Source organism: Streptomyces sp. NPDC048604 (assembly GCF_043199435.1).
Taxonomy (GTDB): domain Bacteria; phylum Actinomycetota; class Actinomycetes; order Streptomycetales; family Streptomycetaceae; genus Streptomyces.
Genome location: NZ_JBICVX010000011.1, coordinates 84,548 through 107,988, shown reverse-complemented (window position 1 = coordinate 107,988; position 23,441 = coordinate 84,548). Strand labels below are relative to the sequence as shown.

23 protein-coding genes are annotated in these 23,441 nt (G+C 72.9%); 12 read left to right on the top strand and 11 right to left on the bottom strand.

Annotated features, from left to right (window positions below):
- Positions 1-5 precede the first annotated feature (5 nt).
- The 3 genes from ACGFMM_RS22865 (at position 6) to ACGFMM_RS22855 (ending at position 2,933) form a co-directional block, all read left to right on the top strand.
- Positions 6-758: an amino acid ABC transporter ATP-binding protein gene (locus ACGFMM_RS22865; RefSeq protein ID WP_393648254.1), complete on the top strand. Its 753-nt coding sequence runs from the start codon at positions 6-8 to the stop codon at positions 756-758.
- Positions 759-874: 116 nt separating this feature from the next.
- On the top strand, positions 875-1,639 hold the full coding sequence (locus ACGFMM_RS22860) for an alpha/beta fold hydrolase (RefSeq protein WP_393648253.1): 765 nt from the start codon (positions 875-877) through the stop codon (positions 1,637-1,639).
- 97 nt (positions 1,640-1,736) lie between these two features.
- Positions 1,737-2,933, top strand: coding sequence for an FAD-dependent monooxygenase (locus tag ACGFMM_RS22855; RefSeq protein WP_393648252.1), 1,197 nt, complete (start codon positions 1,737-1,739; stop codon positions 2,931-2,933).
- Positions 2,934-2,946: 13 nt separating this feature from the next.
- On the opposite strand, the gene nadE is transcribed toward ACGFMM_RS22855, so the two are convergent.
- Together nadE and ACGFMM_RS22845 are read right to left on the bottom strand one after the other, a co-directional pair.
- Positions 2,947-3,777: an ammonia-dependent NAD(+) synthetase gene (gene nadE / locus ACGFMM_RS22850; protein ID WP_393648251.1), complete on the bottom strand. Its 831-nt coding sequence runs from the start codon at positions 3,775-3,777 to the stop codon at positions 2,947-2,949.
- A 41-nt stretch (positions 3,778-3,818) separates the two neighbouring features.
- Positions 3,819-4,601, bottom strand: coding sequence for a tyrosine-protein phosphatase (locus ACGFMM_RS22845; protein WP_393648250.1), 783 nt, complete (start codon positions 4,599-4,601; stop codon positions 3,819-3,821).
- 202 nt (positions 4,602-4,803) lie between these two features.
- On the opposite strand from ACGFMM_RS22845, the gene ACGFMM_RS22840 reads away from it, so the two are divergent.
- From ACGFMM_RS22840 to ACGFMM_RS22830, 3 genes are all read left to right on the top strand, one after another.
- Positions 4,804-5,292, top strand: a complete 489-nt coding sequence (locus ACGFMM_RS22840; protein WP_393648249.1) for a GNAT family N-acetyltransferase — start codon at positions 4,804-4,806, stop codon at positions 5,290-5,292.
- 88 nt (positions 5,293-5,380) lie between these two features.
- Entirely contained in the window at positions 5,381-5,974 is a 594-nt protein-coding gene (locus ACGFMM_RS22835; protein ID WP_393648248.1) for an RDD family protein, read from the top strand.
- A gap of 43 nt (positions 5,975-6,017) precedes the next feature.
- Positions 6,018-6,902, top strand: coding sequence for an ATP-grasp domain-containing protein (locus ACGFMM_RS22830; protein ID WP_393648247.1), 885 nt, complete (start codon positions 6,018-6,020; stop codon positions 6,900-6,902).
- Here ACGFMM_RS22830 and ACGFMM_RS22825 read toward each other — a convergent pair.
- Positions 6,850-7,701 carry an isocitrate lyase/phosphoenolpyruvate mutase family protein gene (locus ACGFMM_RS22825; protein WP_393648246.1) on the bottom strand — a complete coding sequence of 284 codons (852 nt, stop codon included), beginning with the start codon at positions 7,699-7,701 and terminating at the stop codon, positions 6,850-6,852. The two genes, ACGFMM_RS22830 and ACGFMM_RS22825, sit on opposite strands and share 53 nt — an antisense overlap.
- A gap of 126 nt (positions 7,702-7,827) precedes the next feature.
- Here ACGFMM_RS22825 and ACGFMM_RS22820 point away from each other — a divergent pair, with 126 nt between their 5' ends.
- Positions 7,828-8,472, top strand: a complete 645-nt coding sequence (locus tag ACGFMM_RS22820) for a hypothetical protein (protein ID WP_393648245.1) — start codon at positions 7,828-7,830, stop codon at positions 8,470-8,472.
- A gap of 45 nt (positions 8,473-8,517) precedes the next feature.
- Here the strand turns inward: ACGFMM_RS22820 and ACGFMM_RS22815 are convergent, their stop codons facing one another.
- From ACGFMM_RS22815 to ACGFMM_RS22795, 5 genes are all read right to left on the bottom strand, one after another.
- Entirely contained in the window at positions 8,518-9,312 is a 795-nt protein-coding gene (locus ACGFMM_RS22815) for an endonuclease I family protein (protein ID WP_393648244.1), read from the bottom strand.
- Between the two features lie 255 nt (positions 9,313-9,567).
- Positions 9,568-10,365 carry a hypothetical protein gene (locus tag ACGFMM_RS22810; protein ID WP_393648243.1) on the bottom strand — a complete coding sequence of 266 codons (798 nt, stop codon included), beginning with the start codon at positions 10,363-10,365 and terminating at the stop codon, positions 9,568-9,570.
- Positions 10,365-11,666 carry a VWA domain-containing protein gene (locus ACGFMM_RS22805; RefSeq protein WP_393648242.1) on the bottom strand — a complete coding sequence of 434 codons (1,302 nt, stop codon included), beginning with the start codon at positions 11,664-11,666 and terminating at the stop codon, positions 10,365-10,367. The genes ACGFMM_RS22810 and ACGFMM_RS22805 overlap by 1 nt, the downstream gene beginning before the upstream one ends.
- 57 nt (positions 11,667-11,723) lie before the next feature.
- On the bottom strand, positions 11,724-12,731 hold the full coding sequence (locus tag ACGFMM_RS22800; protein ID WP_393648241.1) for a GNAT family N-acetyltransferase: 1,008 nt from the start codon (positions 12,729-12,731) through the stop codon (positions 11,724-11,726).
- Positions 12,732-12,785: 54 nt separating this feature from the next.
- Positions 12,786-12,953 carry a hypothetical protein gene (locus ACGFMM_RS22795; protein ID WP_393648240.1) on the bottom strand — a complete coding sequence of 56 codons (168 nt, stop codon included), beginning with the start codon at positions 12,951-12,953 and terminating at the stop codon, positions 12,786-12,788.
- Positions 12,954-13,260: 307 nt separating this feature from the next.
- Between ACGFMM_RS22795 and ACGFMM_RS22790 the strand changes: the two genes are divergently transcribed.
- The 3 genes from ACGFMM_RS22790 (at position 13,261) to ACGFMM_RS22780 (ending at position 16,015) form a co-directional block, all read left to right on the top strand.
- Entirely contained in the window at positions 13,261-14,910 is a 1,650-nt protein-coding gene (locus ACGFMM_RS22790) for a M4 family metallopeptidase (protein WP_393648239.1), read from the top strand.
- A 110-nt stretch (positions 14,911-15,020) separates the two neighbouring features.
- On the top strand, positions 15,021-15,455 hold the full coding sequence (gene yidD / locus ACGFMM_RS22785; RefSeq protein WP_393648238.1) for a membrane protein insertion efficiency factor YidD: 435 nt from the start codon (positions 15,021-15,023) through the stop codon (positions 15,453-15,455).
- Positions 15,456-15,526: 71 nt separating this feature from the next.
- Positions 15,527-16,015, top strand: coding sequence for an SRPBCC family protein (locus tag ACGFMM_RS22780; RefSeq protein WP_393648237.1), 489 nt, complete (start codon positions 15,527-15,529; stop codon positions 16,013-16,015).
- A gap of 27 nt (positions 16,016-16,042) precedes the next feature.
- Here ACGFMM_RS22780 and ACGFMM_RS22775 read toward each other — a convergent pair whose 3' ends face one another.
- Entirely contained in the window at positions 16,043-17,068 is a 1,026-nt protein-coding gene (locus ACGFMM_RS22775) for a hypothetical protein (protein ID WP_393648236.1), read from the bottom strand.
- A gap of 254 nt (positions 17,069-17,322) precedes the next feature.
- Between ACGFMM_RS22775 and ACGFMM_RS22770 the strand changes: the two genes are divergently transcribed.
- Together ACGFMM_RS22770 and ACGFMM_RS22765 are read left to right on the top strand one after the other, a co-directional pair.
- Entirely contained in the window at positions 17,323-18,405 is a 1,083-nt protein-coding gene (locus ACGFMM_RS22770) for a dihydrodipicolinate reductase (RefSeq protein WP_393648235.1), read from the top strand.
- Entirely contained in the window at positions 18,402-18,881 is a 480-nt protein-coding gene (locus ACGFMM_RS22765) for a carboxymuconolactone decarboxylase family protein (protein ID WP_393648234.1), read from the top strand. Before ACGFMM_RS22770 ends, ACGFMM_RS22765 begins: the two co-directional genes overlap by 4 nt.
- Before the next feature lie 7 nt (positions 18,882-18,888).
- Here the strand turns inward: ACGFMM_RS22765 and ACGFMM_RS22760 are convergent, their stop codons facing one another.
- Both ACGFMM_RS22760 and ACGFMM_RS22755 read right to left on the bottom strand, forming a co-directional pair.
- Complete coding sequence (locus tag ACGFMM_RS22760) at positions 18,889-20,535, bottom strand: GMC oxidoreductase (protein WP_393648233.1); 1,647 nt, start codon at positions 20,533-20,535, stop codon at positions 18,889-18,891.
- Positions 20,536-20,688: 153 nt separating this feature from the next.
- Positions 20,689-23,439, bottom strand: a complete 2,751-nt coding sequence (locus ACGFMM_RS22755; RefSeq protein ID WP_393648422.1) for a SpoIIE family protein phosphatase — start codon at positions 23,437-23,439, stop codon at positions 20,689-20,691.
- Positions 23,440-23,441: the final 2 nt, after the last annotated feature.

Sequence of the window (23,441 nt, the reverse complement as noted above, 5' to 3'; positions counted from 1 at the left end):
CGGCCATGACCGCGGCCATCGAGATCAGGAACCTGCGCAAGTCCTTCGGCGACCACGAAGTGCTGCGCGGCATCGACTTCACCGTCGCCCCCGGCGAGGTCGTCTGCGTCATCGGCCCCTCCGGCTCCGGAAAGTCGACCCTGCTGCGCTGTGTGAACCTCCTGGAGGAGCCCAGCGGCGGCAGCGTCGCCGTCGACGGCGTCGACCTCACCGACCCGGACGTCGACCTGGACGCCGTACGCCGGCGCATCGGCATGGTCTTCCAGCAGTTCAACCTGTTCCCGCACCTGAACGCGCTGGAGAACCTGACGATCGCCCAGCGGCGCGTGCTGCACCGGGACAAGGAGCAGGCCGCCGCCGTCGCCCGCGAGAACCTGGCCCGCGTCGGTCTCGCCGACCGCGCCGACAGCTACCCGGCCCAGCTCTCCGGCGGTCAGCAGCAGCGTGTCGCCATCGCCCGCGCGCTGTCCATGGGACCGGCCCTGATGCTCTTCGACGAACCCACCAGCGCCCTCGACCCCGAACTCGTCGGCGATGTGCTCGCGGTGATGCGCGCCCTCGCCGCCGAGGGCATGACGATGCTGGTCGTCACCCACGAGATGGGCTTCGCCCGCGACGTCGCCGACCGGGTCGTCTTCATGGACGACGGCCGGGTCGTCGAGGAGGGACCGCCCGCACAGGTGCTCGGCGACCCGGCGCACGAACGCACCCGGGCCTTCCTCGCCCGCGTCCTGCACACGGGCCCCACCGCTCCCTGAGGCGCACGGCGTCCGACTCCGCGCCCCGACGCGCGCTCCCCGGCGCGGTTGACCCGCCCCGGGGAGCCCGCGAGACTCCTCCCCGGCGTCGACCAGCGCAACCCCAGGGAGTCTTGATGGCAGGTCAGATCCTTCCGCACGACATGCACGGCACCGGCCCGCACCGGGTGATCGTGCTCCACAACTGGTTCGCGGACCGCTCCAGCTTCGACGCGTTCCGCGAGCACGCCGACGCGGACGCCCACAGCTACGCCTTCCTCGACTGCCGCGGCTACGGCGAGGCGATCGACGCCGACGGCGCGTACACCATGGAGGAGGTCGCCGAGGACGCCCTGGCCGTCGCCGACCACCTCGGCTGGGACGACTTCTCCGTCCTCGGCCACTCCATGGGCGGCAAGGCCGCACAGTGGATGCTGCTGCAGGCCCCCGAGCGGATCCGCTCGATCATCGGCGTCGCCCCCGTCCCCGCCGCCGGCTTCCCGCTCGACGACGCGGCCTGGGAACTGTTCACCGGGGCCGCCGACGAGCCCGGCAACCGCCGCGTCATCATCGACAACACCACCGGCGGCCGGCACCCCGACGACTGGCTCGACGCCATGGTCCGGCGCTCCCTCAGCCGCTCCTCGAAGACCGCCTTCCGCGCCTACCTCGACTCCTGGTCCCGCACCGACTTCCACGAGCGCGTCAAGGGCAACACCACCCCCGTCCTGCTGGTCGCCGGCGCCCACGACCCGGCCCTCGGCGCCGCGACCATGGAGGCCACCTGGCTCCAGTGGTACCCCAACGCCCGCCTCGAGGTCCTCGACGGAGCCGGCCACTACGCGCCGGAGGAGACACCGGCCGAACTCGCGACGGCGGTGGCGCGCTTCCTGGCGAACTGACCCGGCGCACCCGCGCGCCGAATGCGCCGCCGCCGCGCGACCGGACTGCTACCCTGCGCTGTCAGTCCATCACCAAGTGTCATCGCCGGGAGCAATCTTGAAGGTCGCCTGCGTCGGCGGCGGTCCCGCCGGCCTGTACTTCTCGATCCTCATGAAGCTGCAGGACCCGTCCCACCACATCACCGTGTACGAACGGAACTCCGCCGGATCGACCTACGGCTGGGGGGTGACGTACTGGGCGGGTCTGCTCGACAAACTCACCGTGCACGACCCGGAGTCGGCCCGCGCCGTCGCCGACAGCTCCGTACGCTGGAGCGACGGCGTCGCCCACGTCGACGGCGTCTCCACCACCCACCACGGCGACGAGGGTCACGGCATCGGCCGGCACCGGCTCCTGGACATCCTGACCGACCGCGCCCGATCCCTGGGCGTACGCGTCGAGTTCGAGCACGACCTCGGCCCGGACGACCTGCCCGACGCCGACCTGGTCGTCGCCGCCGACGGGATCAACAGCAAGCTCCGCGAGCGGTACGCCGACCACTTCGGGGCGCGCGTCGCCGTCGGCCGCAACGTCTACACCTGGCTCGGCACCACCCGGGTCTTCGACTCCTTCACCTTCTCCTTCGCCGAGACCGAACACGGCTGGATCTGGTGCTACGCCTACGGCTTCAGCGGCGACCACAGCACCTGCGTCGTCGAATGCGCCCCCGAGACCTGGAGCGGGCTCGGCCTGGACCGGATGAACGAGGCCGACGGGCTCGGAGCCCTGGAGAAACTGTTCGCCGACATCCTCGACGGACACCCGCTCATCGGCCGGGCGCAGACCGACGACGCCGTGCAGTGGCTCAACTTCCGCACCCTGACGAACGAGACCTGGCACCTCGGCAACCTCGTGCTGCTCGGCGACGCCGCCCACACCACGCACTACTCGATCGGCGCCGGCACCACCCTCGCCCTGGAGGACGCCATCGCCCTCGCCGAGGCCCTGCGCACCACCGACGAGCTGCCGGCCGCGCTCGCCCGGTACGAGCGCGAACGGCGCGACGCCCTGCTGTCCGTGCAGAGCGCCGCCCGCCACAGCGCAGCGTGGTACGAGAACCTGGCGCGGTACATCCACCTGCCGCCCGCGCAGATGTTCGCCCTGCTCGGCCAGCGGCACTCCCCGCTGCTGCCGTACGTGCCGCCGCAGCTGTACTACCGGCTCGACCGGGCCGTCGAGCGGCTCGACGGACTGCGTCGGCTCAAGCGCTGGCTCGGCCCCCGGGTCGCGCGCACTCTGCACGCGCGACGCTGAGGTCCGCGGCAGGTCAGGGCGCGACCGGCAGCTGCCGCTTGTGCTCGGTGAGCCGGTAGCGGCGCACGATCGACGCGAAGGCCGGCTCGGAGACCGGCTTGCCCTCCAGGAAGTCGTCGATGTCGTCGTACGTGACGCCCAGCGCGTCCTCGTCCGGCTTGCCCGGGTCCAGCGTCTCCAGGTCCGCGGTCGGGGTCTTCCACACCAGCTCGGCGGGGGCGCCCAGCGCGTCCGCGACGGCACGCACCCGGCGCTTGGTGAGCCCCGTCAGCGGCACCACGTCGGCCGCCCCGTCGCCGAACTTCGTGAAGAAGCCCGACACCGCCTCGGCCGCGTGGTCGGTGCCCACGACCAGACCGTCGTGGGCGCCCGCCACCGCGTACTGCGCGATCATGCGCTGGCGCGCCTTGATGTTGCCGTGCACGAAGTCCTGGTGGTGGGCGTCCCGGAAGGCCAGCCCGCCCGCGACCGCCGCGTCCAGGGCCGCGTCCGACGCCGGCTTCACGTCCACCGTCATGACCTGGTCGGCCTCGATGAACGACAGCGCGAGCTGAGCGTCCCGCTCGTCGGCCTGCACGCCGTACGGCAGCCGCATCGCATAGAAGACCGCCTGGTGCCCGGCCGCCCGTGCCCGCTCCACGGCCAGCTGGCACAGCCGGCCCGTCGTCGTGGAGTCGACGCCGCCGCTGATGCCGAGGACCAGCGAGCGCAGCCCCGTCGAGGTCAGCCGGCCGGCGAGGAACGCGACCCGGCGCTCGATCTCGGCCGCCGCGTCGAAGACGTCGGCCACCTGGAGTTCTGCGGCGATCTCCTGCTGCACTGCGCTGGGGGCCGGCTCGGTCACGGGTGCTCCTCGGAAGGGTCGGTGATGGTACGCCTCCGACTCTATGCGCCCGCCGCGCCCTCCGGCTCAGCAGCCGTGTGAGGTGCTTCACGCCCGGCGTCGGCCAGCAGCCGTTCGCGCAGGCGGGCGACCGTCGCGTCGTCGACGCCGAGGTGGTCGCGGACGTACGCCTCGACCGAGCCGTACGTCGCCCTGAGGTCGGCCAGGCAGAGCCGGATGATCTCCTCCGGGGCGCGGCCGTAGCCCGGCCAGCGCAGCTCGCGGTCCGGGTGGGCGGCCCGCCAGTCGGCGATCAGCCGCTCCGTGGACAGCTCGGTCAGGGCGAAGTCCGCCGCGACGGTGTCCTCGTCCACCCCGAGCAGGGTCAGGACCAGTGCCGCCAGCAGTCCCGTGCGGTCCTTGCCGGAGGCGCAGTGGAAGACCTGCGGCTCCTCGCCGTCCGCGATGAGCTCCAGCGCCTGCCGCAGCTCCGCCGCCCCGTCCAGGGCGACCTCCGCGTACCGGTCGGCCAGATAACGCCACGGGTCCAGCGCCGGATCGATCTCCGCCTGGTCGTACGGCCGGTGCTCGATGCTGAGGTTCGCGTACCGGAGCCCCGCCGCCTCCGGCACCCGGCCCTTGGCCTCGATCTCCCACGGATAGCGCAGGTCGATCACGGTCCGCACACCCAGCTCCAGGAACCGGTCCCAGTCCGCGGCGTGCAGCTTGCCCAGCGAGTCGGAGCGGTACAGCCGGCCCCACCTCACGCTGCGGCCGTCGGCGGTCGGATAGCCGCCCAGGTCACGGAAGTTGTGCAGCTGCGAGAAGGCCACGTGTCGTCTCATCCGGTCACCCTAGACGGGCCGCCGCGACCACCGTGAATAGGGTGAACCCATGCCGATTCCCGACGCACCACGGACTGACCACGGTCGCGCGGCTCCACCACGCGGCCGCGCCCTATGAGACGGTCGCGCTGCCCCTGCCCCGGCCCTGACCCGGAGGGCGCTCCTTGACCTGGAGCGCGCTCCACGTCGTACCCTTCGCGCCATGCCCGAGCTCCAGCGCCTGCGCGCCGACCACGCCCCCGCCCTGCTGGCCTTCGAGCGGGAGAACCGCGCGTACTTCGCCCGCTCCGTGCCCGACCGCGGCGACGCGTACTTCGCCGAGTTCGCGGACCGGCACCAGGCGCTGCTCGACGAACAGGCCACCGGGCGCATCCACTTCCACGTGCTGGTCGCCGAGGAAGGCGAGGTCCTCGGCCGGGTCAACCTCGTCGACGTCGAGGACGGCTCCGCCGAACTCGGCTACCGGATCGCGGAGAAGGCCGCCGGCCGCGGCCTGGCCACCGCCGCCGTCCGCCGCCTTGCGGAACTGGCCCGGGCCTCGTACGGGCTCACCCGGCTGACCGCACGGACCACGCTCGACAACCCCGGTTCGCGCGCCGTGCTCACGCGCACGGGCTTCGTCTCCACCGGCGACCTCGTCCTCGACGGCAGCCCCGGCACGTCGTACGAACTCCTGCTCGGCGCTGCCTGAACAGACGAGCGATTGGACAAAGGGCCGTCCCCGCCGGAACGATGACCGACCCGTCCCGTAGCCGACGTCCGATGGAGGACCGCGCCCCGTGAGCTTTGGCGACCCGAACAACCCGTACAACCCGTACAACCAGCAGTCCCCGCAAGGTCAGCCGAACTACGGATACCCCCAGCAGGCCCCGCAGGGCGTCCCGCAGCAGCACGGCTACCCGCCGCAGCCCGTGCAGCCGTACGGCGCGTACCCGCCCGCGCCCATGGGCTTCCCGGAGCTCGCCCACTGGGGCCAGCGGGTCGCCGCGCATCTGCTCGACGGGCTGATCATCTTCGGCCCGGTGTACGCCCTCGCGTTCGCAGACCTCGCCATCAGGGGGGACAGCGAGGAACCGCCTGTCGTGGTGGCCGCGATCGGCGTGCTCTACCTGTTCGTCATGGCGTTCTACCAGCTGTACCGGGAGGGGAAGCACGGCCAGACCATCGGCAAGAAGGTCATGGGCATCAGCCTGCTCCGCGAGCGCGACGGCAGCCCCCTCGGCTTCGGCCTGGCGCTCGTGCGCAAGATCGCCCACATCATCGACTCCATGGCCTGCTACCTCGGCTGGCTGTGGCCGCTCTGGGACGAGAAGCACCAGACCTTCGCCGACAAGGTGTGCAGCACCGTCGTCATCAAGGCGAACCGGGGCTGACCCGCCGGGCCCGGCCGCGAGGCCGGGCCGTAGAGTCTGCGCCATGCCGCCGTCGCTCCTGTACTGCGCCGACCCCCTCGACGCCCGCCGCGCCGACGCCCACTTCGCGGCGGAGGCCCGCGCGGCCCGAGCGCTGGGCGCCGCGGTCGCGCTCGTCGACCACGACGCCCTGATCGCCGGCGACACGGAGCGGGCCGCGGCCCGTGTACCCCGGGACCACGGGCCCTGCTGGTACCGCGGCTGGATGATCCCCGCGGACCGCTACCGGGACTTCGCCGAGGCGCTGGAGCGGCGCGGCGCGCCCCTCCTCGTGACCCCCGAGCGGTATCGCGCGGCACACGAACTGCCGGGCTGGTACGAGGAGTTCGCCGAACTCACGCCGCCCAGCGCCTGGACCGACGGGCTCCGCCTCGCGGACCTCGGCGCACTCGCCCGGCGCCTGCCGCCGGGGCCCGGCATCGTCAAGGACTACGTGAAGTCCCGCAAGCACGAGTGGGACGAGGCGTGTTACGTCCCCGACCTCCACGATCCCGCCGGACTCGGCCGGGTCGCGGGGCGGTTCGCCGAGCTGCAGGGCGACTGGCTCGCCGGCGGCGTCGTCCTGCGGTCCTTCGAGCCGTACGAGAAACCCGCCGCCGCCGCGACCGAACTGCGGCTCTGGTGGCTGGACGGCACGCCCCGGCTGGTCACCCCGCACCCGGACGGCCCCGCCGCGCACGACGCGGACCCGGTGCCGGCCGCCGCGCTCGACCGGATCGCCGCCGCGGTGGCCCGGCTCGGCTGCCGCTTCGTCACCACCGACCTGGCGCGCCGTACCGACGGCGTGTGGCGGGTGGTGGAGGTCGGCGACGGCCAGGTCAGCGACGCCCACGCCGCTACCGCCCCGGGGCTGCTGCCCCAGCTCCTGCTGGGCCCCGAGAAGCCTTGAACGCCTCGGCGAGACGGTCGACATCGGCGTAACCGGGGACCTGCTCCGCCCCTGCCACGGGCGTCCCTGCGGCGACCGCCTGGGCCGCGCCGACGGCGGCGTGCAACGCCGTACGGAACAGCAGTGAACCGGTGCTGATACGTGCCACGCCGAGGCCGGCGAGTTCGGGCACGGACGGGCCGCCGGGGGAGTACAGCACGTTCAGCGGGACCCGCAGCGTCGTGACGAGCCCCGTGAGCGCCGCCCGGTCCAGGAGGCCGGGGACGAACACGCCGTCCGCGCCAGCCTCCTGGTAGGCGAGCGCGCGGTCCTCGGTCTCGGCGGCGCGGCCGGGGAGCCAGTACGTGTCGGTGCGGGCGTTGAGGAAGAGCCCCGGGGCCGCCGCCTTCACCGCGCGGACAACCGCGCACTGGTGCTCCGGGTCGGTGAGGGAGCCGTCGGGCCGGCCGTCCTCCAGGCTGACGCCGACGACACCGAGCGCGGCCAGCCCGGCGGCCAGCGCGCCCACCTCGTCCGGATCGCCGCCGAACCCGCCCTCGATGTCGACGCTGACCAGCGCGTCGAGCCGGCTCAGGCCCCGCGCGAGCGCGAGCGTCTCCGCGCGCGTGCCGCCCGCGGCGTCCGGCTTCCCGGCCGCCGCGGCGACGCCCAGACTCGTCGTGCCGACGGCCCGGAACCCGGCCGCGACGAGCGCGGCGGCGGAGGCGTGGTCCCAGGCGTTGGGCAGGACGAGCGGCGCGCCGGGCCGGTGCAGGGCGCGGAACTCCTCGAAGCGGTCGGCGGTGTGCGTGTCGTTCATGCCGACGACGGTAGGCCCCGAACCGTTCGGCGGCGGCCGAAGCGTGGGCGAAGGTGCCGCGGGGCTCAAGCAAAGAGGTGACGAAACCGACATTCTTCCCATAAGGAAGTCAATGATGGAGGTCTCGTGACGACCCCGACCGACACCCTCGACCGCGAAGCGGCCGCACTGTACGACACCGCGGCCTGGCAGGATCTCGTCGCCCGCTGGGATGCGACGGCCCCGGAACCGGCCCCCCGCGCCCCGGCGCCCCCGGTGCCGGCGCCTCCCCTGCCGGAGCCTCAGGCCCCGCCCGCCGAGGAGTGGCGCGCCCTGCTGTCCGTGCCCGTCGACCGGCTCGTGGCCACCGCCCTCGACGCGCTGCCCCCCGTCCCACCCGCCGAACGCCCATTGCCGGGCCGGCTGGGCGCGATCCTGCCGGACCGTCTGCACGCCTGGCGCCGCATCGGCCAGCCCGACCTGAGGCCGTCCGTCCACCTCGGCCACGCCCGCCGGGTCCTGGTCGAATGGGGCTGGCAGAACCGCCCGTACAAGCTCCGCGACACCCGCGGCGCCCGCTGCGTCTGCGGCGCGCTCCTCACCGCCCACCGCCTCGGCTACGGCAGCGCCGACACCATGAACCGCGCCGCCGCCTGGATCATGACGGAGCTTCGCGCCGAGGGCTGGCCGGACCTCATCGGCCCCTGGAACAGGGCCCCCGGCCGTACGGCCGCCGAAGCACTGGCCCTCCTCGACGCCACCGCCCGGCGTGCCGCCCACGCGGGGGAGTGATCGCGCTCGTCGGCCGAGCGGACGGCGACGCCGGGCGGGTGCGGACTACCAGATCGACTCGACCCACTCCGGGTGGTCGATGAACGGGTTCCGGTTGCCCTGGTAGGAGTTGTAGATGACGTCGTTGCGGCGCTTCTCGAAGGTGCTCGGCGGGTCCTGCTCGTTCCACTGCTTCAGGACCGACAGGCGGCCGTGCAGCGGCACGCTGCCGTTGCTGGTCGACTCGTTGGCCTCCAGGTCGGCCCAGCCGTCGCCGCCCTCGTAGCGGACGGCCATGTACAGGATCATGCGGGCCACGTCGCCCTTGTCGGCGTTGCGCGGCTCGAAGGAGTTGGAGTCGGTGTAGCTGCCGGAAGCGCCGCTGACCGGGCTGCCGCCGAAGTCCCAGTCCTTGTTGCCGCGGATGCTGTTGACCTGCACGTCACAGGCCCGCAGGTGGTGCAGGTCGGTGCCGGGGCCGGCGGAGGTGCCGAAGTTGCCGTGCGACTGGGCCCAGGTGTGCTCGCGGTTCCAGTTGCCGACGGCGCCGCCGTTCAGCGACTTGCTGCGTGAGACGCCGCTGTACAGCAGGATGACGTTGGCGGTGTTGTTCGGGTCCTGGTCCGCGACCTTCAGGGCGTTCCAGACCGCGTCGTACGAGATCTTGGACTGGTTGCGGATGATCCCGTGCAGCGAGGACTTGAGCGCCGGGCCCGTCTTGCCCATCGCGTTCGCGTAGTAGGTGTCGTCGTACGGCGTGGTCGTCGCGCCGGCGGGGGCCGCGACGACGGCCGGGAGGGTGATGCCGATGACGACGGCGGCCACCGTCGTCTTCCAGCGTCGTATGTGCGCAGCGAACATGGGGGGTCCCTCTCTCGGGGGCGGAGCGCGCAGTGCCCGGCGCGCCCGGCTCAAGCGCGCCGCGATCTACGCGTGTTGATGTGTGCCGCCAGGCAGGGTGACATGCGCATGAGGTCTCCTGTGTGACGCGGAGAAGGTTTTTCTGTGACGTTCTCGCATACGCCGCCGCCGTCGTGCGCGGTGCAAAACGCCTGAGGGCGGCGCCCCCGGGCGATTTCGCCGGGTGCGCCGCCCTCAGGGCTTGCTGTCGTGTCGTCAGGCCGTCGGCGGCACGTGCGACGGGCGGCCCCGGCCGCGCGTGAGCGCGTACCCGGCGACGCCCGCGAGCGCGCCGAGGACGCCGCCCGCAGCGGTCCAGATCCAGCGGTCCGACCACCAGCCGGCCGACCAGTCCTTGACCAGCGCCCGCTCCTCCTCGCGGGCCGCCGCCCCGGCCGGCCCCAGCGGGGCGGCCAGCGCGCCGTCGACCGCGTAGGCGCCGCCGGCGTCGGCCGACTCCGCCTCGATCCGCGCCGAGACGGGCTGGCCGTGGTCCTGCTCGGGCAGCCGGGTGACCGTCAGCCGGACGTAGTAGCTGCCGGGCAGCGGCTCGTTCGCCCAGGTGTCGGCCCAGGCGCGGACCGGCCGCAGGGTGCACGACAGCTCAACGGCGGCTGCGTCGGCGGCCGCCGTCCGCGTCTGCATGCCGTACATGCACGGCTGGCGGCGGCGCAGCCCGTCGTACACGTCGACCTGCCAGGTCGACGCGCCGTGCCGGGCGGCGGACTCGGGCAGCTTCACCGTGGCCCTGACCGTGGGCCGCTGACCCGCGTCGGCCCGGAACACCCAGTACAGGTAGTCGCCGGCCGAGGCCTCGGCCGTGGCCCGCTGCCCCTGCTCGAACGCGGCGGCGGTACGGAAAGTGGTGCCGGCCTCCGTGGGGCCCGCCGTCTCGCCACTGGCGCTCGGGTCGGGCGAGGGGGTAGGGGTGTCCGCCAGGGCCGCCGGAGCGGCCGGGGCGAACAGGGCGGCGCCCGCGAGAAGCGCGGCCGTCAGAAGGCGTCCGGTACGCATCAGTTCGTCCTCCAGACAGCGATCCGCCAGCGCGACACCCAGCCCCACACCAGGCCCGCGAGGAGGCCTGCGAGCACCAGCACGCCGAGCAGCCACCAGCCGCGACCGAGGCCGAACGAGGCCACGTCGGAGGCCTCGTCGGGTCCGTCGACCAGGTCGACGGTCAGCTCGACCGGCATGCCCGGGGTGGTCTTGACGGACGGCGGGGCGGCGAAGGAGCTCGAGACCTCCAGACACACGGACTCGGCGGCCGGCCGGGCCTCCGTGGCGTCGTCCGCGTCACCCGGTTCGAAGTCGTAGTCGTCGCTCGGGGCCTTCGGGTAGCGCAGGCCCGTCGATATCGCGTCGGTGCGGCCGTTTCCGGCCTCCGAGCCGCGGACGATCTCCCGGCCGTGGACGGTCACGGCGCGCAGCAGCACGCCGTAGTCGTCGTTCACGGCGCGGTCCGCGGAGACGGTCACCGAGGCGCGCAGCTCCTGGCCGGGCAGCACGGGGACCTTGTACCAGCGGTGCTGGCCGAAGGCGGCGCGGTCGGTGTACAGGCCGGCCTTGAGCTCCGGTGCGTCGGCGCACCCGCCGGCACCCTGCGTCGCCACGGGGGTGACGACAGGGTCGGCCGCGCGCTTCACCAACTGCCGGACCCTCCCGGACAGTTCGTCGGTGTGCTGCACGGTCGTGTACGTGCCGCCGGTGGCCTCGGCGATGCAGGTCAGCTGCTGCCGGGTCTTCGCGTCGGGCACCAGGCCGAGGGTGTCGATGACCAGGTGGATGCCCTGCGCCGCGATGTCGCGGGCGACCTGGCAGGGGTCGAGCGGGGCGCAGGTGTCCTCGCCGTCGGTGATCAGCACGATCCGCTTCGTCGCCGTCCCGCCCTTGAGGTCCTCGGCGGCGCCGAGGAGCGCCGGGCCGATCGGCGTCCAGCCGGTGGGCGCGAGCGTGGCGACCGCGGTCTTGGCCTCGGTCCGGTCCAGCGGGCCGACCGGGTAGAGCTGACGGGTGTCCTTGCAGCCTCGCTTGCGGTCGTCGCCGGGGTAGTCCGCGCCGAGCGTGCGGATGCCGAGGCGGACCTCCTCCGGCACCGCGTCCAGGACCTCGTTGAAGGCCTGCTTCGCCGCGGTCATGCGCGACTGGCCGTCGATGTCGCGGGCCCGCATGGACCCGCTGACGTCGAGCACCAACTCCACCTTGGGGGCTTCCTTGACGGCCGGCTCGCCGGCCACCGCGGTCGCCGGGACGAGCCCGGCGCCGAGGGCGGCGAGCAGGATGCAGACCCGGGCCGCCCATCGTCGTTTCGTGATCACCGGCGGATGGTATTGAGGATCGTCCTACAATCCAAAACCGGGTGGGCGCAGCAGGCTTCAGGCGCGTGACTCCCGGGGCGCCCCGATCTCGGGCTCGTCCGCCCACAGAAGCGACTCGATCCTCCAGGAGCCGTCCGGCGCGACGCCGAAATGCATCACCTTGCGACCCCATCCGGAGAACGGCCGGCCGTCCCGGACGCCGTGCTTGAAGTACTGCGAGGTGCGCACCGCGCGCGGGCCGGCGACGAGCGTCGCCGCCGCGACCTCCACCTCCCGGAACTCCGTCAGGGACGTGCCGTTGAGCAGCGCCAGACGGGGCGTGAGGAAACCGTCCCGGTCCGTCCGGTCCACCGTCCCGTCCTGCGCGACGCTCTCGACCACCGCGCCGGGCGCGAGCGCGCGGCGCGCCGCGGCCAGGTCGACCGGCTTGCCGTCCCTGCGGGTGAAGGCGGCGAAGAACGCACCAACAACCACGTCGACGGCCTTCTCGGCCGCCGGGGGCGGCAGGGCGCGGCGCCACTCGGTGGCGAGCACCGCGAACTGCAGCGAGTTGATCCACCGCTCCTTCTCGAAGCAGTCCTTGCGCCAGACCCCTTCGAGCCGCATCCCGATCCGTCGCATCAGCGCGGCCGAAGGGGTGTTGAGCAGATCGCAGACGCCGATCACCCGGTGCCAGCCGAAGCCGTCGAAGGCGAGGCCGAGCGCCGCCGTGACCGCCTCCGTCGCAATGCCGGTCCCGTGCACGTCGGGATGGAACGCGAAGCCGACCTCCCCGGTGAGCGGCGTCGTGTCCCGCTTGAGCAGCACCTCGCCGACGACGCGTCCCGACGCGTCCTCCACGGCCAGGTCGAACCAGTCCCCGGGCTCGGCCAGCGCCGCGCCGGCGATCACCCGGCGCAGGGTGTCGGCGGTCATCTCCCGCGTGTGGGGCTCGTGGGGCAGGTACCGGGCGACGTCGGGCAGCGAGCGGTGCGCGTGGATCGCGTCGAGATCGTCGGCCCGCACCGGCCGCAGCGCGAGCCGCTCCGTGCGCAGAGGGTACGGCGGGTGGGCGGGGCCGGTCATTTGGTCTCCTCCAGCGGTCGACGATCCGTCATACGGGTCCGGGGCGGGCCGCCGTCAGCGGTGGTGGTGCCCGTCCGCGGGCCGGCCCAGCGGCGGAAGAACCATCACCCGTCCCAGATCCGCCTGGATCTGTTCGGCGGCTCTGCGCACCTCTGCGGGCACGTCACCGCGCTCCTTGACGAGGCGGTAGTAGATCGGGGCGCTGGACTCGAGCGTGTTCATGGTGTGCGCGCTTCCTGGACAGTCGACCGACCCTTGCCGGCCGGTCCAGAGGACCGCGAGTCTACGGGTCCGCACAGACACTCCCCGAACTGGTTTCCAGGTCGGGCCGCACACGTGGGTGGCCGTAGAGGCGCAGTCTGCCGACTGCGTCTCCAACTTGTCTGAACAAGCCGCATATCGGACGGACTTGGTCAGCCAACGGACAAGTCATGGTCAAATTCTTGTTGCAGACCTGTCAAACGAGGTCAGGCGCTGGCACGCTCGCAGCCGCTGAACCATCCCCCACACCTTCAGCGAAGGAGCCCGCGTGACCCGCCTGCAGTCCTCGCCCCTCACCCCCGCCGGCCGCAAGCGTGCGCGAACCGCACGTGCCGCCGCGCTCGTCGCCTCCGCCGCCATGGTCGTCGTCGGCATCCAGAGCGGCGCCGCCAGCGCCGGGACCGCCGGCGTCTCCGCGGCGGAGCGGGAGGCGGCAGCCACCGCCGTCGCCCTGAACGCCTCCGAGCGCACCGCCGCGCTCAAGGGCGCCCAGTCCGGCGCCGCCGCGACCGCGCGCGCGATCGGTCTGTCCCAGCACGAGTCCCTCGTCGCGCGGGACGTCGTCAAGGACGCCGACGGCACCGTCCACACCCGCTACGAGCGCACCTACCAGGGCCTCCCGGTCCTCGGCGGCGACCTCGTCGTGCACCAGAAGAAGAACGGCGCCCGCTCCACCACCAAGGCCACCGCCGCGAAGATATCCGTCGCCGGCACGGACGCCGCCGTCCCCGCCGCGACCGCCAAGAAGTCCGCGCTCTCCGCCTCCGAGGCGAAGGGCGCCGCCGCGTCCTCCGCCCGCAAGGTGATCTGGGCCGCCACCGGCAAGCCGGTCCTCGCCTGGGAGACCGTTGTCACCGGCGTCCAGGCCGACGGCACCCCGAGCGAGCGGCACGTCGTCACCGACGCCGCCACCGGCAAGGAGCTGTACTCCTACGAGGCCATCGAGACCGGCACCGGCAACACCCAGTACAGCGGCCAGGTCACCCTCGGCACCTCCCCGTCGTTCACGCTGACGGACTCCGCCCGCGGCGGCCACAAGACGTACGACCTGGGCGGCGGCACCAACGGCACCGGTTCGCTGTTCACCAACAGCACCGACGTCTGGGGCGACGGCTCCGCCTCCCACCGCGAGACCGCCGCCGCGGACGCCCACTACGGCGCGGCCGTCACCTGGGACTTCTACAAGAACGAGCTGGGCCGCAACGGCATCCGCGGCGACGGCGCCGCCGCCTACTCCCGCGTCCACTACGGCAACGCCTACGTCAACGCCTTCTGGTCCGACCAGTGCTTCTGCATGACGTACGGCGACGGCGCGGGCAACGCCAAGCCGCTCACCTCCCTCGACGTGGCCGGCCACGAGATGACCCACGGCCTGACCGCCGCCACCGCCGGCCTGCGCTACAGCAGGGAGTCGGGCGGCCTCAACGAGGCCACCTCCGACATCCTCGGCACCTCGGTCGAGTTCTTCGCGAACAACACCTCGGACGCCGGCGACTACCTGATCGGCGAGAAGATCGACATCCGTGGCAACGGCACCCCGCTGCGCTACATGGACAAGCCCAGCCGCGACGGCAGCTCCGCCGACTACTGGTCCACCAAGGTCGGCCGGCTCGACGTCCACCACTCCTCGGGCGTGGCCAACCACTTCTTCTACCTGCTCTCCGAGGGCAGCGGCGCGAAGACCGTCAACGGCGTCGGCTACGACTCCCCGACCGCCGACGGATCCACCCTCACGGGCATCGGCCGGACCAAGGCCTACAAGATCTGGTACAAGGCCCTGTCCACCTACATGACCAGCTCCACCGACTACGCGGGCGCCCGCACGGCGACCCTCCAGGCGACGACCGACCTGTACGGCGCGAACAGCGCCGAGTACACCGCGGTCGCGGCGGCCTGGAAGGCCGTCAACGTGAAGTAGCCGGGCCGCGCCACCGAACCGGCAGGGCCGCGCTGGAGCGAGCGCGGCCCTGCCTACTGCCCCACCTCGCCGAACGTATGATCGTCCGGGTGGACGGGGAGGGCCGAGACATGACCGGTGACCGGGCCGAACGCAGGGCCGCGAAGCGCAGGCAGCGCAAGGAGAACGGCGAGGAAGGCTGCTGCGCAGGCGCGCTCGACAGCTGCGCCGCCGCCGGTCCCTGCTGCTCGGTGTTCGCGCTCACCGCGCTGTTCTCCGCGCTGGTGAAGCCCCCGTCGGCGGCCCACCGGACCGACCCCGCCGCGCCGCGGCCCGCCGGCCGCGTGGCCGGCGCCCTCTACAGCGCCGTGCGGCACTACCGCACCGAGGTCAGCCCCGCGCGCCCGGCCTGCTGCCCCTACACGCCGAGCTGTTCCACGTACGCCGTGAAAGCGTTGCACCGGCACGGCGCGTGGCGTGGTGCGCGGCTCGTCGTCGGGCGGCTGCTGCACTGCCGGCCGGGAGCGGCGCGGCGTCGAGGATTCCAGGATCCGGTGCCCGAGTAGGGCTCCCCGGAGCGGTGTTCCGCCGGTAACCTACCGACCGGTAAGTCGGTGCGGCGGAAGAGGAGCAGGGCATGGAGCGGGTGCGGAGCCTGGAGGAGAGCACGGTCGTCGACGCGCCGCCGGAGGCCGTCTACCGGCTGGTGTCGGATCTGCGCAACATGGGGCGCTGGAGCCCCGAGTGCCGCAAGGTGCTCGTCCCCGCCCCGCCGGCGAAGAGCGGGACGCGTTTCGTCGGGCTCAACCGGCGCGGCCCCTTCCTCTGGTTCACGACCGGCCGGATCACGCAGGCCCGCCAGGACCGCGAATTCGCCTTCGACATCGACGCGTTCGGGCTGCCGATCGCCCGCTGGGGCTACCGCTTCGAGCCGGAGGGCGCCGGGACCCGAGTCACCGAGTACTGGCAGGACCTGCGGACCGGCGGCCGCACCGGCAGGATCGCGGACAAGCTCGGCGCGGTCTTCGCCGGCACGAACCCGGAACGCCGGATCGCCGTCAACCGGGCCGGAATGCGCACCACTCTGGAACGCATCGCCCAGGAGGCGGCGATGGTCCGGGGCTGAGCCCCGGACCACCGCACGGCCGCATGCTCAGCGCGCCTCGGGCGAAGCCTTCCGCAGCGCGCTGATGCAGCTCCCGATCGCCTGCTGCAGCGCCTCCAGGCGCTGGACCATGTCGTCCTCGTAGAGGTCGTCGAGGTCCGCGGCGTCGTCGAAGGTCAGCTCCTCGAAGACCTTCGTGGCCTTCTGGAGGCCGCTGTAGAACTTCGTCTTCCGCTCCTGGACGCGGAGTTCGGGGTCGTCGTCGACCGTCTTCGCGACCAGGCCCTTCATCGTCTCGTACGCCTCGCCGGCCCACTCGCCGGTCTCCTCCGAGTCGTCGAGCTCGTCGATCAGGGACAGGTGCCGCTCGGCCTCGGCGCGCAGTTCGGCCGGCGCGTCGACGGTCTGGCCGGCCGGGGTGCGGATCCGGCCGTTCTCGGCGATCTGGCGCACGTACCCGATCCGGTCCGCCGCCCGGCTCTCCTCCGCCACCGCCTTCTTCAGACCGTCCGTGCGGGCGATCGCGCGGGCCAGCCCGGTCTGGAGCGCCGGGTCCTCCTTCATCCGGTCGAGCAGCGCGGTCCGCGCCGCCTCGGCCGTGCCCGGGTCGGCGAGGATCGCCGCCCGCAGCGCCGTCGGGTTCTCGGCGACCTCCAGCGCCTTCGTCGGCCGGATGCCCTCGGCCTCCGCCGCGGCGCTGATCGCCTGCCCGCGCACCGAACCCGCGCCGGAGCGCGAGGAGTAGTACGACAGCCACACGTCCGCGTCCGGCAGTTCGACGTCCTCGCCGGGCGCCAGGGCCTCGAAGTGCGGGACGAGTCCGTCGTCCGCCGCCAGGTCCCACGCCTTGTAGAAGCGCATCACCCGCTCCGGCGAGCAGCCCGCCAGCTCGCCGAAGGCCTTCGCCGAGACCTTGGGGGAGTCAGCCGCCGACTGCCCTCCGGGGCGCACGCTGCGCGCCACCTTCAGCGCGAAGGTCCAGCCGCCGGTACGGGCGTACGCCCCGAACTCCCGGGCGTCGCGCACGACCGCCTCGGGCACCGCCTCGGACACCTCCCCGAGGCCCGGCTCCACCCTCCCCCAAGGACTTCGTCCAGGGGGTACCCCCACGTCGGCCTGGGACGGGACCGCGGCGGTCTCGGACGGGTCGACTGCGACACTCACCGATGACTCTCCAGAAGGCTCGGGGAAACGAAACTGCCCCGACACCCTATACGCACCGAATGCGCCGATCGTCCCATGTCGTGTCTCGCGGCCCCGCACGCGTTCGTCCGGATTCTCCGCGCACGGCTCTGGGAACCTCGGCCCTCCGCCGCTATCTTCCGCGCATGATTTCCACGGTGGTGTGGGGTACGGGCAACGTCGGCCGCGCGGCGATCCGCGCCGTCGCCGCCCATCCGGCGCTCCGGCTGGACGCCGTCCTGGTGCACAGCCGCGCCAAGGCGGGCCGCGACGCGGCCGAACTCGCCGGTCTCGACGGGAAACTGGGCGTCGAGGCCACCGACGACGTGACCGCCGTACTGGCCGCCCGGCCGCGGGCCGTCGTCTACGCGGCCTCCGGCGATCTGCGGCCCGACGAGGCCCTGGCCGACGTCGTCCGGGCCGTCCGGGCCGGCGCGGTGGTCGTCACGCCCGCGCTGTACCCGCTGTACGACCCGCGCAGCGCCCCGCCCGAGTGGCGGGAGCCGGTCGAGGCGGCCGTCGCGGACGGCGGCGGCTCGCTGTTCGTCTCGGGCGTCGACCCCGGCTGGGGCAACGACGTGCTGCCGCTGCTGGTGAGCGGCCTCGGCACGACCGTCGACGCGGTCCGCTGCCAGGAGATCTTCGACTACTCCACGTACGAGCAGGAGCAGTCCGTCCGCGACCTCATCGGCATGGGCCACCCCATGGAGTACGAGCCGCCGATGCTGCTGCCCGGAGTGCCGACCATGGTCTGGGGCGGCCAGCTCCGGCTGATGGCCCGCGCGCTCGGCGTCGAACTGGACGAGATCCGCGAGACCCTGCTGCGCCGCCCGCTCGACACGACCGTGACCACCCGCACCATGGGCGTCTTCGAGGCCGGCACCCAGGGCGCGGTCCGCTTCGAGGTCCAGGGCGTCGTCGCCGGCGAGCCCCGCCTGGTCATCGAGCACATCACCCGCATCCACCCCTCCTGCGCCCCCGACTGGCCCGTGCCGCCGAACGGCGACGGCGCGCACCGGGTGATCGTCGAGGGCAGGCCGCGCATCGAGGTGACCGTCGAGGCCGTCGACGAGGACGCGAACCGCTCCGCCGGCGGCAACGCCACCGCCGTCGGCCGGCTGGTCGGCGCGCTCGACTGGCTCGCCGCCGCCCCGCCCGGGCTCTACGACGCCCTGGACGTCCCGCTCCGCCCCGCCGTCGGCAAACTGGGAAGGAAGCCGCAGCCATGATGATCGACATCCCCGAGGGCAAGGACCCGATCCTGTACGTGTGGGGCGAGATGGTGCCCGGCATCGGCCAGGCCGCCTCCGCCTTCTCGCTCTCCGTCTACGAGCACACCACCCTGGGGCTGCGCGAGTTCGAGGCCGCCCGGCTGCGGATCGCCCAGCTCAACGGCTGCGCCTTCTGCCTGGACTGGCGGACCGAACGGGACGGGGAGAAGGTCGAGGAGGAGTTCGCCGACGCGGTGAGCGCCTGGCGGACCACCGACGCGTTCGACGAGCGGACCCGGCTCGCCGCCGAGTACGCCGAGCGGTACGCGCTCGACCATCACGGCCTCGACGAGGAGTTCTGGTCCCGCATGTCCGGGCAGTACCGTCAGGCCGAGATCGTGGAGCTCACCATGAGCATCGGTTCCTGGCTGGCGTTCGGCCGGCTCAACCGCGTCCTCGGCCTCGACACCGTGTGCGTACTGCCCGGGCATTGACGGCCGATCACAGATCGGCGGCGATGATGTGCTCGATGTTGCGTTCCGCGAGGGCCGTGATGGTGACGAACGGGTTCACGCTGGCGTTGCCGGGGATCAGCGCGCCGTCGATCACGTACAGGCCCGGATGGCCGTGCAGCCGCCCGTAGTTGTCGGTGGCCCGGTCCAGGACCGCGCCACCGAGCGGGTGGTACGTCAGGTGGTCGCCCCAGATCTTGTACGCGCCGAACAGATCGGTGCGGTAGATCGTCCCCTCCTTTGAATTGATCTTGTCGAAGATGCTCTTCGCCATGTCGATCGACGGCTGCTTCCACGCCGTCTGCCAGTTCAGCTCGACGCGGCCGGCCGCCGCGTTCCAGCTGAACTGCGCGCGGTGCGGGTTCTTCGTGATCGACAGATAGAACGAGGCGTACGTCTCGATCCCCGTCGGCAGCGGTGCGACCTCGGCGAACGCGCCGCCGGCGGCCCAGTTGTCGATGCCCGCGGTGGGCATGGACGACTGGAGCTTGCCGGTCGGGTCCCACATGTGATTGGCGCGGCCGCACATGACGTTGCCGTTGTCGCCCCAGTTCCGGCCGATCTCGCCGTTGAGGCCCGGCAGCGCCCCGGTGGCCTTCAGCCGGGTCAGCAGTTTGCTGGTGCCCACGCTGCCCGCCGCGAAGAAGACCCGGTCCGCGGTCACCGTCTTGGTCGCCGTGACGGCCCCGCCGGTGTCGAGCTGGTCGATCATCACGGTGTAGCCGCCGCCGGCCGCCGGGGTGACCGTGGTGACCTTGTGCAGTGGTGAGATCGTGACCCGGCCGGTGGCGCGGGCCTGCGCCAGATAGGTCTTCTGCAGGGTCTTCTTGCCGTGGTTGTTGCCGTACAGCACCTCGCCGTCGAGCGCCGAGCGCGGCGCCGTGCCGGCCGCCTCCTGCTTCATGTACTCCCAGTCGTACACGTTGGGCACGAAGACGAACGGGAAGCCGGAGCGCTGGGCGTGCTTGCGGCCCACCCGGGCGTACTGGTAGCAGGCCGCGCTCTCCCACCAGGCCGGGTCGACCGCGCTGACGCCGAGACCGGCGTTGGCGCGCGGGTAGTAGACCGCGTACATCTCGTCGGCGTTCACCGACGGCAGGATCGCCGGGAAGTTCTCCCGCCGGGGCGTGACCGCCATGCCGCCGTTGACGAGCGAGCCGCCGCCGACGCCGCGGCCCTGGTAGACGGTGATGCCGGCGAACTCCTCGGCGTCCAGGATCCCGGTGTAGCAGGGGATGTCCTTGTCGAGAGGGAAGCCGAGGAACTGGCTGAGGGGCTGTTTGGTCCGGGTGCGCAGCCAGAACGACCGGTGGTCGGGGCGGGTCGTGTTGGCGAAGATCTTGCCGTCCGAGCCGGGGGTGTCCCAGGCCATGCCCATCTCGACCATGTGCACGTCGACGCCTGCCCGCGCCAGCCGCAGTGCGGCGACGGAGCCGCCGTACCCGGTGCCGATCACCAGGACCGGGATCCGGGCGCCGGACACGAGCGCGGGGGCCGCGGCCGGGGCGGCCTGCGCGGCCGTGGGAAGGAGCGGACCGGTCAGCGCCGCCGCGCCGAGAATAGAACCTGTTCCTGTGATGATTCTTCGCCGTGAGACGCCCTGGGGGCGCCCGTCGTGCAAGGTGGAGTCACTCATGTGACCTTCCTCACGCTCGACAGAATGGGAGCCTGTTCTACTGGCGTGAGCATGCGAAGTCACGACAAACCAACCGGTAACTTATGGCGGAATTCCGGCTGTCGTCACAGAATCGATCTCTGGTAACGGGCATGGACCGTGGCCCCGACCGGGTCACCAGGCCAGCCGCTCCAGCGCGTCCAGATCCGGCACCGGCCCCTCCGGGTCCCCGGCCCCGCCGCCGGTCTCCATCTCCGCCCAGATCACCTTGCCCCGCTCGGTGTACCGGGTGCCCCAGCGCTCCGCGAGCTGCGCCACCAGGAACAGCCCGCGGCCGCCCTCGTCGGTGGTCGCCGCGTACCGCAGGTGCGGGGAGGTGCTGGAGCTGTCCGACACCTCGCAGATCAGCCCGCGGTCCCGCAGCAGCCGGACCCGGATCGGCTCCCCGCCGTACCGGATCGCGTTCGTGACCAGCTCGCTCAGGATCAGCTCCGCGGTGAACACGACGTCGTCGAGCCCCCACGCGGCCAGCTGCGCCGACGCCGCCTGCCGGATCTGCGCCACCGCCGCCGGATCCGCCGGGACGTCCCACCGCGCGATCCGCCCGGCCTCGAGCAGCCGCGTCTCCGCGACCAGCAGCGCGATGTCGTCGCTCGGCGCCGGCAGCAGCAGCCCCGCCAGCACGTCCGCGCAGGTCTGCTCGGGCGTGCGGCCCGGCTGCCCCAGCGCGTCCCGCAGCAGCCGCAGCCCCGTGTCGAAGTCCCGGCCCCGGTCCTCCAGGAGCCCGTCGGTGAACAGCACCAGCCGGCTCGCCTCCGGCATCGACAGCTCCACCGACTCGTACGGCACCCCGCCCAGGCCCACGCCCAGCGGCAGCCCCGCCGGGATCTCCGGGAACTCCACCCGGCCGTCCGGATGGACCAGCGCCGGCCCCGGATGGCCCGCGCTCGCCAGCGTGCAGCGCCCGTCCGTCGGGTCGTACACCGCGTACAGACAGGTTGCGCCGGTGATCGGGGCCCGCGCCCCGCTGCCGCCCGCCCCATCGTCCTCGTCCGCCCCGGGGGACGAGTGGTCGATCCGGTCGATCCGGTCGATCAGCTCGTCGAGATGCCCCAGCAGCTCGTCCGGCGGCAGGTCCAGCGTGGAGAAGTTCAGCACCGCCGTACGCAGCCGGCCCATCGTCGCCGCCGCATGCACCCCGTGCCCCACCACGTCGCCGACCACCAGCGCCACCCGCGCGCCCGGCAGCGGGATCACGTCGAACCAGTCGCCGCCCACGCCCGCCTCCGCCGGCAGGTAGCGCGAGGCCACCGAAACCGCGTTCTGCTCCGGCAGCGCCCGCGGCAGCAGACTGCGCTGCAACGCCACCGCCATGGTGTGCTCGCGGGTGAACCGGCGGGCGTTGTCGATCGACACCGCCGCCCGCGCCGCCAGCTCCTCCGCGAACGACAGGTCCTCGTCGTCGAAGGGCTCCGGCTCGTCCGCCCGCCAGAAGTTCGCGATGCCCAGGATCACCCCACGGGCCTGCAGCGGAGCCGCGATCAGCGAATGCAGCCCGTACGCCTCGGAGGCGGCGGCGCCCTCCGGATCCTGCGACCGCCAGCCGTCCGCCGTCGTCAGATCCGCCTCCAGGACCGCGCGCAGACTCTCCAGGGCCACCGCCATCGGCGTCGTCGGCACCACGAACCGGATCACGTCGCCCACCGGCTGCAGCGGATGCTCCGCCCGCGTCCCGGTGAGCGCCGTCCGCCGCATCTCCGTGTACGCGCCCGAAGGCTCCTCACCGCGCAGCACCGGCTCCAGGAGCTCCACGGTGACGAAGTCCGCGAACCGCGGCACCGCCACCTCCGCCAGCTCCTCCGCCGTCCGCACCACGTCCAGCGTGGTGCCGATCCGCACGCCCGCGTCGTAGAGCAGATGCAGTCGGCGCCCGGTCTCCTCGGCCCGTCCGGACACCGTCGCCAGCTCCGTCGAGTCGCGCAGCGTCATCACCGTGCCGGTGTGCCGGCCGCCCATCCCCTCGGTCGGGCGGACGTTCACCGCCAGCAGCCGGTCGCCCGACAGGTGCACCTCGTCGGTCGCCTCCCGCCCGGACGCGAGGAGCGCCGCCGTACGCGGCTCCAGGCCCAGCTCCGTGACGTGCCGGCCCTCCGCCTCGGCCGTCAGGCCGAGCAGCCGGCGCGCCTCGTCGTTGGCGAGCATCAGCTGGCGGTCCGGGCCGATGATCAGGACGCCCTCGCGCACCGCGTGCAGCACCGCCTCGTGGTGCTCGTTGATCCGCGACAGCTCGTCGGGCCCCAGCCCGCGGGTCTGCCGCCGGAGTCTTCGGCTCATCAGGAACGCGCCGCCGATGGCGAGCAGCAGCGTCGCCACCCCGGCGGTGATGATCACCGGCAGCTGCCCCTCCACCACGTCCGAGATGTTCCCCAGCTCGATTCCGGTGCCGACCAGGCCGATAACCACACCGTGGCTGTCCCTGATCGGGACGAGCGCCCGTACCCCGTCCGCCGGCGCGCCCGTGTACAGCTCGGTGAACGACTCGCCGCCCGCCGCGCGCTGTATGTCCCCGGCCGCGCGCTTGCCGATGAGCTCCGGGCGGGAGTCGGTGTATCGGATGCCGTCCGGTGTCATCACGGTGATGTAGTCCAGGCCGGACGCCATGCGCGCCCTCTCCACCAGCGGCTGCAGCACCGCCGTCGGATCCGGAGCCCGGAGGGCCGCCTCGATGCCGGGCGCGTTCGCCAGGGTCGTCGCGGCGGCCAGGCCGCGGTTGCGGGCCTCGCGCTCGCTGTCGTACCGCGCCTGCAGCACCAGCGCCACCACGGCCGCCGCGCTCAGCAGCAGCACGATCACGGCCGTCAGCACGAACACCTGACCGGCGACGCTGCCCAGCAGCCGGGGTCCCTTCGGACGCTCGCCCCGCATGA

Coding starts and splice junctions, on each gene's coding strand:
- ACGFMM_RS22810 (WP_393648243.1), bottom strand. CDS start 10,365: ATGCGTACCGGACGCCTTCTGACGGCCGCGCTTCTCGCGGGCGCCGCC.
- ACGFMM_RS22825 (WP_393648246.1), bottom strand. CDS start 7,701: ATGAACGACACGCACACCGCCGACCGCTTCGAGGAGTTCCGCGCCCTG.
- ACGFMM_RS22755 (WP_393648422.1), bottom strand. CDS start 23,439: ATGCGGGGCGAGCGTCCGAAGGGACCCCGGCTGCTGGGCAGCGTCGCC.
- ACGFMM_RS22815 (WP_393648244.1), bottom strand. CDS start 9,312: ATGTTCGCTGCGCACATACGACGCTGGAAGACGACGGTGGCCGCCGTC.
- ACGFMM_RS22865 (WP_393648254.1), top strand. CDS start 6: ATGACCGCGGCCATCGAGATCAGGAACCTGCGCAAGTCCTTCGGCGAC.
- ACGFMM_RS22780 (WP_393648237.1), top strand. CDS start 15,527: ATGGAGCGGGTGCGGAGCCTGGAGGAGAGCACGGTCGTCGACGCGCCG.
- ACGFMM_RS22860 (WP_393648253.1), top strand. CDS start 875: ATGGCAGGTCAGATCCTTCCGCACGACATGCACGGCACCGGCCCGCAC.
- ACGFMM_RS22765 (WP_393648234.1), top strand. CDS start 18,402: ATGATGATCGACATCCCCGAGGGCAAGGACCCGATCCTGTACGTGTGG.
- ACGFMM_RS22840 (WP_393648249.1), top strand. CDS start 4,804: ATGCCCGAGCTCCAGCGCCTGCGCGCCGACCACGCCCCCGCCCTGCTG.
- ACGFMM_RS22830 (WP_393648247.1), top strand. CDS start 6,018: ATGCCGCCGTCGCTCCTGTACTGCGCCGACCCCCTCGACGCCCGCCGC.
- ACGFMM_RS22800 (WP_393648241.1), bottom strand. CDS start 12,731: ATGACCGGCCCCGCCCACCCGCCGTACCCTCTGCGCACGGAGCGGCTC.
- ACGFMM_RS22770 (WP_393648235.1), top strand. CDS start 17,323: ATGATTTCCACGGTGGTGTGGGGTACGGGCAACGTCGGCCGCGCGGCG.
- ACGFMM_RS22795 (WP_393648240.1), bottom strand. CDS start 12,953: ATGAACACGCTCGAGTCCAGCGCCCCGATCTACTACCGCCTCGTCAAG.
- ACGFMM_RS22845 (WP_393648250.1), bottom strand. CDS start 4,601: ATGAGACGACACGTGGCCTTCTCGCAGCTGCACAACTTCCGTGACCTG.
- ACGFMM_RS22760 (WP_393648233.1), bottom strand. CDS start 20,535: ATGAGTGACTCCACCTTGCACGACGGGCGCCCCCAGGGCGTCTCACGG.
- yidD (WP_393648238.1), top strand. CDS start 15,021: ATGACCGGTGACCGGGCCGAACGCAGGGCCGCGAAGCGCAGGCAGCGC.